The sequence below is a fragment of the Kamptonema sp. PCC 6506 genome, from assembly GCF_000180455.1.
Taxonomy (GTDB): Bacteria; Cyanobacteriota; Cyanobacteriia; order Cyanobacteriales; family Microcoleaceae; genus Kamptonema; species Kamptonema formosum.
The window spans coordinates 1-6,038 of record NZ_CACA01000167.1 but is presented as its reverse complement, the minus strand read 5'-3'; the positions used below and the strand labels follow the sequence as shown (position 1 = coordinate 6,038).

General features: G+C 41.9%; 4 protein-coding genes and 2 pseudogenes. All 6 read left to right on the top strand.

The window, feature by feature from the left end:
- The first annotated feature begins 110 nt into the window (after positions 1-110).
- Positions 111-899, top strand: a complete 789-nt coding sequence (locus OSCI_RS09335) for an ABC transporter permease (protein WP_007354679.1) — start codon at positions 111-113, stop codon at positions 897-899.
- 208 nt (positions 900-1,107) lie between these two features.
- The gene (nirB, locus tag OSCI_RS09330) at positions 1,108-3,651 is read left to right on the top strand and encodes a nitrite reductase large subunit NirB (protein ID WP_007354678.1); all 2,544 of its coding nucleotides are present in this window, start codon (positions 1,108-1,110) and stop codon (positions 3,649-3,651) included.
- Between the two features lie 142 nt (positions 3,652-3,793).
- Positions 3,794-4,168: a nitrite reductase small subunit NirD gene (gene nirD, locus OSCI_RS09325; RefSeq protein WP_007354677.1), complete on the top strand. Its 375-nt coding sequence runs from the start codon at positions 3,794-3,796 to the stop codon at positions 4,166-4,168.
- A 548-nt stretch (positions 4,169-4,716) separates the two neighbouring features.
- A pseudogene (locus tag OSCI_RS09320) lies at positions 4,717-5,166 on the top strand (serine/threonine protein kinase); the annotation flags it as partial.
- Positions 5,165-5,288, top strand: a pseudogene (locus OSCI_RS31395) (IS4 family transposase); the annotation flags it as partial. The pseudogenes OSCI_RS09320 and OSCI_RS31395, both read left to right, overlap by 2 nt.
- Positions 5,289-5,456: 168 nt before the next feature.
- Positions 5,457-6,035 (top strand): sensor histidine kinase, encoded by a 579-nt coding sequence (locus OSCI_RS09315; protein WP_007354675.1) that lies wholly within the window; start codon positions 5,457-5,459, stop codon positions 6,033-6,035.
- Positions 6,036-6,038 lie beyond the last annotated feature (3 nt).

The following is a 6,038-nucleotide window of genomic DNA, read 5'->3' as shown; positions in this document are numbered from 1 at the left end:
AGGATGGGTAATTAGCGATTAGCCATTAGCGATTAGCCATTAGCCATTAGCCATTAGCCATTACCAATTACCAATTACCAATTACCAATTACCAATTACCAATTACCAATATGACACGATTCATCAAAGTTGCTAAAACACTACTATTAACATACTACGCCTATATGCTCGAATATCGAGCTGAGTTATTGTTGTGGACTCTATCAGGTTCTTTGCCATTTATCTTGATGGGGATCTGGGTGAAGGCAGCTCAAAACGGCCAATTTAATCTACAACCAGTAGACTTTGCCCGTTATTTTTTAGCTGCTTTTATCGTCAGACAAACAAATGTAGTTTGGGTAATTTGGGAGTTTGAGAAAGAAGTAGTAGAAGGAAAATTATCCCCGAAGTTATTGCAGCCTATAGATCCAGTTTGGCATCATTTTGCCGCTCATATTTCCGAAAGATTTGCACGTTTACCGTTTATATTTGGATTAATACTATTATTTTTTTCTTTGTATCCACAGTCTTTCTGGATACCTAGTTTTGGCAGGATTTTACTATTTTTATTAGTAACATTTCTTGCCTTTTGTTTGCGCTTTGTGATTCAATATACCTTTGCATTATTTGCTTTTTGGCTAGAAAGAGCAGGCGCGATAGAACAAGTTTGGTTTTTAGTTTATCTATTTCTTTCAGGAATTATTGCCCCCCTAGAAGTATTTCCTGAATCTTTCCGAAATGTGGTATTGTGGACACCGTTTCCCTATCTTGTCCATTTCCCCGCTTCAATTTTGATAGGATTGCCTGTAGATGTAGGGCATGGGTTATTAGTAATGTTGGGTTGGGGTATAGTGTTTTTTGTGTGGAATCGTTGGTTATGGCGACAGGGTTTGAAACAGTATTCGGGAATGGGAGCATAATTTGGTAACGGCTTGATCTTGGTGGTAGCTTAAACATAGACCCTCAGCAATTTTACATTTTTTGGTCGAGGATCATGCAAAAATACAATCGGGATCATTCGATAACTGCATAAGTCATTGGTATTTGGTTACATAAGCTACAAAATAACCAGTGGATTCCTTATATCTCTAGTGGTGATGACTGAGATATAAGCATTAAAAAATTCTAATGACAGCTAAAAAGCACCTCGTTGTTATCGGTAATGGCATGGTTGGTCATAAGTTCCTAGAGCTGATGGTCAGCAAAGGAGCGACGCAAGACTGGAACTTAATCACTTTCTGTGAAGAACCCCGTGTTGCCTACGATCGCGTCAATCTCAGCAGTTTCTTTTCGGGTAAAACTGCGGGAGATTTATCTCTAGTTGAACCAGGTTTTTATCAAGAGAATGGCATTCAGATTCATATCGGCGATAAAGCAATTTCTATCAACCGGGAACAGAAAACGGTCACTTCAGCTAATGGTTTAGAAGTTCCCTACGACAAAATTGTTTTAGCTACTGGTTCCTATCCATTTGTGCCGCCAATTAAGGGAAATAATGCTAACGGTACATTTGTATACCGGACAATTGAAGACCTTGAGGGAATGTCTGCTTACGCCAAAAACTGTAAAGTTGGGGTAGTAATTGGCGGCGGTTTATTGGGTTTGGAAGCAGCAAATGCCCTCAAAAATATGGGTTTAAAAACTCATGTAGTTGAGTTTGCCCCGCGACTGATGCCCGTGCAAATTGACGATGCTGGCGGTGCGATTCTCCGCAACAAAATAGAAGAACTAGGAGTTTCAGTTCACACTAATAAAGCTACCACTGAAATTGTCAGTGAAGATGGCAAAGTTACTAAGATGCTGTTTGCTGACGGTTCGGAGTTGGAAACAGATACAATCCTTTTTTCTGCGGGAATTCGCCCCCGCGATGAAATTGCTAGAAGTTGTGGGATTGAAGTAGGTGAACGCGGCGGAATTATCATTAATGATTATTGTCAAACCTCCGATCCTGACATTTATGCCATAGGAGAATGTGCCCTCTATCAAAATCGAATTTACGGTTTAGTTGCTCCTGGCTATACAATGGCAGGTGTGGCGGCTGATATTTTGAGTAAAAAGGCAGTCAGCACTTTTACTGGTGCTGATATGTCCACAAAACTCAAGCTTTTGGGAGTGGATGTTGCTAGTTTTGGAGATGCTTTTGCTAAGTCTGATGGTGCTAGAGAAATTGCTGTAATTGATAACATTCAAGGAGTCTATAAAAAGCTGGTCTTAAATCAGGATGGTAGTCTGCTTTTGGGTGGAATTCTGATCGGAGATGCTTCGGCTTACGGAACTCTACTGCAATTTGTACAGAATCAAATTACTTTACCTCCGCACCCAGAGGATTTGTTAATGCCTCCGCGAGAAGGTAAACCTGCCGCTGTGGGAATGGGTGTAGATAGTTTACCTGATTCTGCCCAAATTTGCTCTTGCAATAATGTTAGTAAAGGTCAGATTTGTACAGCGATTCGCGAGGGTAATTTAACTGACGTTCCGAGCGTTAAAAAATGTACTAAGGCTGGTACTGGTTGCGGCGGTTGTGTGCCGTTGGTGACGGATATTCTTAAGCTAGAAATGAAGAAAGCGGGGCTAGTGGTGAAGAATCACCTCTGCGAACATTTCGCTTATTCTCGGCAAGAACTCTATCATTTAGTCAGGACTCAAGAAATCAAAACTTTTGAGGATTTGATTGCTAAACATGGTAAGGGAATGGGTTGCGAAATTTGCAAGCCTGCTGTGAGTTCGATGCTGGCTTCTACTTGGAACGAGCATATTTTAGCTCTGTCTCACGTTAGTTTGCAAGATACCAATGATTACTATTTGGCAAATATTCAACGGGACGGTACTTATTCAGTAGTACCGCGAGTTCCGGGGGGAGAAATTATGCCAGATCAGCTCATTGTTTTAGGGGAAGTTGCCAAAGAATTTGGGCTTTACACTAAGATTACTGGCGGACAGCGGATAGATTTGTTTGGTGCTCGTGTGGATCAGTTGCCGCATATTTGGCGGAGGTTGATAGATGCAGGATTTGAGTCTGGACACGCTTACGGAAAGGCACTTCGGACTGTAAAATCTTGCGTGGGTAGCACTTGGTGTCGCTTTGGGGTGCAGGATTCTACGAGTTTGGCGATTGAGGTAGAATTGCGCTATCGGGGTTTGCGATCGCCTCATAAACTTAAGTCTGCTGTCTCTGGTTGTACTCGCGAATGTGCGGAAGCTCAAAGTAAGGATTTTGGGATAATTGCGACTGAAAAGGGCTGGAATTTGTATGTCTGCGGTAACGGTGGAATGAGGCCGCAACACGCGGTTTTGTTAGCAGCAGATATTGACAAGGAAACGCTGATTAAATATCTGGATCGGTTCTTGATTTTCTATATTCGCACGGCGGATCGCCTGGAACGGACGGCAACTTGGTTCAATAAGTTGGAAGGGGGAATAGAATATTTACAGCAAGTAATTATTGAGGATTCTCTTGGTATTTGCGCTGAGTTGGAAGCGCAGATGGCGCACTTAGTTAGCACTTATCAATGTGAATGGAAGACGACGATTGAAGATCCGAATAAGGTGCAGCGATTCCAGCATTTTGTAAATTCCGATCTGCCAGATCCGAGTATTGTCCGGGTTGAGGAACGGGGACAATTACGCCCTGCTTACGACTCTGAAAAAGCTCTGGTTGCGATTGCGGAATAAATGTTTATTGTTAACTGTTAACTGTTAACTGTTAACTGTTAACTGTTACAGGACTTCTGCAAGCTACATCTGGGGGCAACCACAGGGGGATTGCCCCTACAAAACACTCAATGTTTACACGCTCAATAATTAGGAAAAGAAAATGGTTCAAGCAGTGCCAGTCCGCGATAATGTTACAACATGGGTAGATGTCTGTCCTCTGGCTGCGATCGCACCTAATACGGGAGTTTGTGCCTTGGTAGAAGGCGAACAGGTGGCAGTTTTTCGAGTGGGCAATGGGGCTGATGTTTATGCGATCGCTAATTACGATCCCTTTAGTAAGGCGTTTGTTTTGTCGCGGGGAATTGTGGGCGATCGCAATGGTATCCTCAAGGTGGCTTCACCGATTTATAAGCAAAACTTCAGCTTGCTGACGGGGCAGTGTTTAGATGATGAAACGGTGAAAATTCCTACTTTTACTGTGAGAGTTGTAGATGATATGGTGCAGGTAGCAGGGGAACATCCCCATTTTGCCTGAAGACCAACTTTGATCTCTCCTCTCCCCCTGCCCCTCCTATGAGGAGCAGGACTTTTTTATTCTGGCAAAATCATCAGCCCCCAAAACTTGTCACTGATATGAGGCAAGAGGTAGAAGGTCGATCTTCTAAAGTTAATTCAACAATGCAGCTTGTATCAATAATTTAGATAATTGGCATTAAAAATATTCTCTATTCCAGCAAAATTACTAACTATTTTTAACATATTTACCCTAAATTATTGCCTTTATATCGTACTCGCTCCGGCAGTATTTAGGGAGGTATTAAACATCCCTTTCTTGCAACATCACCTATCAACACTACACTTATTTCTGAACTTAACGGCTCCCCTCAAATAGTTGAGTCAACTCAAGCCTATAAGCAGTAATTTTGAATTATAGTTCAATTGTAACTTGCTTAGAACTTACGCTCATGGCTCCAGAAACCGGGTTTTTGAGAGAATCTGTGGATAAGGGCGAAGTATTTTCGTCAAAAACCCGGTTTCTTTGGTTTGGTGCGTAAGTCCTGAAGGAGCGTGATTCTTTTCAAGGTTAAATTTTGGCACTTATATACAAGTATTTTTCATTCTTCCTTCTACTTATTACTAAATAGCTTGGAAGTTTATGGTAACAGCTATGCACTGGTAATGGAAGATTTTGGCGGAGTGTCACTGCGAGACTATGCTCATAATCAGGCACTTTTAGTAATAGAGGTATTAGAGATCGCCCTACAAATTACTAATATCCTCCACGATCTGCACCACCATCGTGTCATTCACAAAGACATCAAACCTGCAAATATTCTGATTCATCCTAAATCGAAACAAATTAAACTTATTGACTTTAGCATTTCCTCCTTATTACCAAAAGAAACCCAAGAAATTAAGAATCCCAATGGGTTAGAAGGTACACTCGCCTATCTCGCACCGGAACAAACTGGGCGGATGAATCGAGGCATTGATTACCGGGCAGATTTTTATGCATTAGGCGTGACGCTTTTTACAACTGATATCTATCCCCCACAATGGGCAATAAACTATTAGATAAAATTCGCTATCTTCAAGCTTGTATGTGTCAGAAAATTAGTTTTGTTCATTGGTTTGAGGAGTTCATGTTTTGTTGAATTTTTTACCTGGTTAGTCTTACTCTATCTAGATATGTAAAGTTTTGTATCAAGATTCAACATTTCTGTCAACAACATTATCCCCACCCAGTCGCACTTATCGAAGAAAATGCTGAAGACATTGAGCTAGAATTCCTCAGTGATGACTTACCCAAGTTACTCAACTCGATGAAAGGTGCAACCGATCGCATCAAAGGCATCAGTACCAGTCTCCGCATTTTCTCCCGCGCCGATACCGATCGCAAAGTTAGTGCTAATCTTCATGAAGGGATTGATAGCACCTTGCTGATTCTCAAGTATCGCCTCAAAGCTAATGACCAACGTCCAGCGATCGCCACGATTCAAGACTATGGCGAATTACCGCCAATAGAATGCTTCCCTGGTCAGCTTAACCAGGTATTTATGAATATTTTGGCGAACGCGATCGATATGTTCGACGAGATGGCAAAAACTCGCTCCTTTGAGGAACTTATCGCCCATCCTCAACAAATTACCATTCGGACAGAAGCGATCGCCAATCAGGTATTAGTTCGCATTGAAGATAATGGTAAGGGCATGAGCGAAGCCGTGCAATCCCAAATCTTTGACCATTTATTTACGACCAAAGGCGTAGGGAAGGGGACGGGATTAGGGTTAACTATCGCTCGTCAAATCGTCGTAGAAAAGCATGGTGGGGCGATCGAAGTTGCTTCAACTCTGGGACATGGAACAGCATTTATCATCAGCTTACCTGTGAATGGGCAATAATTA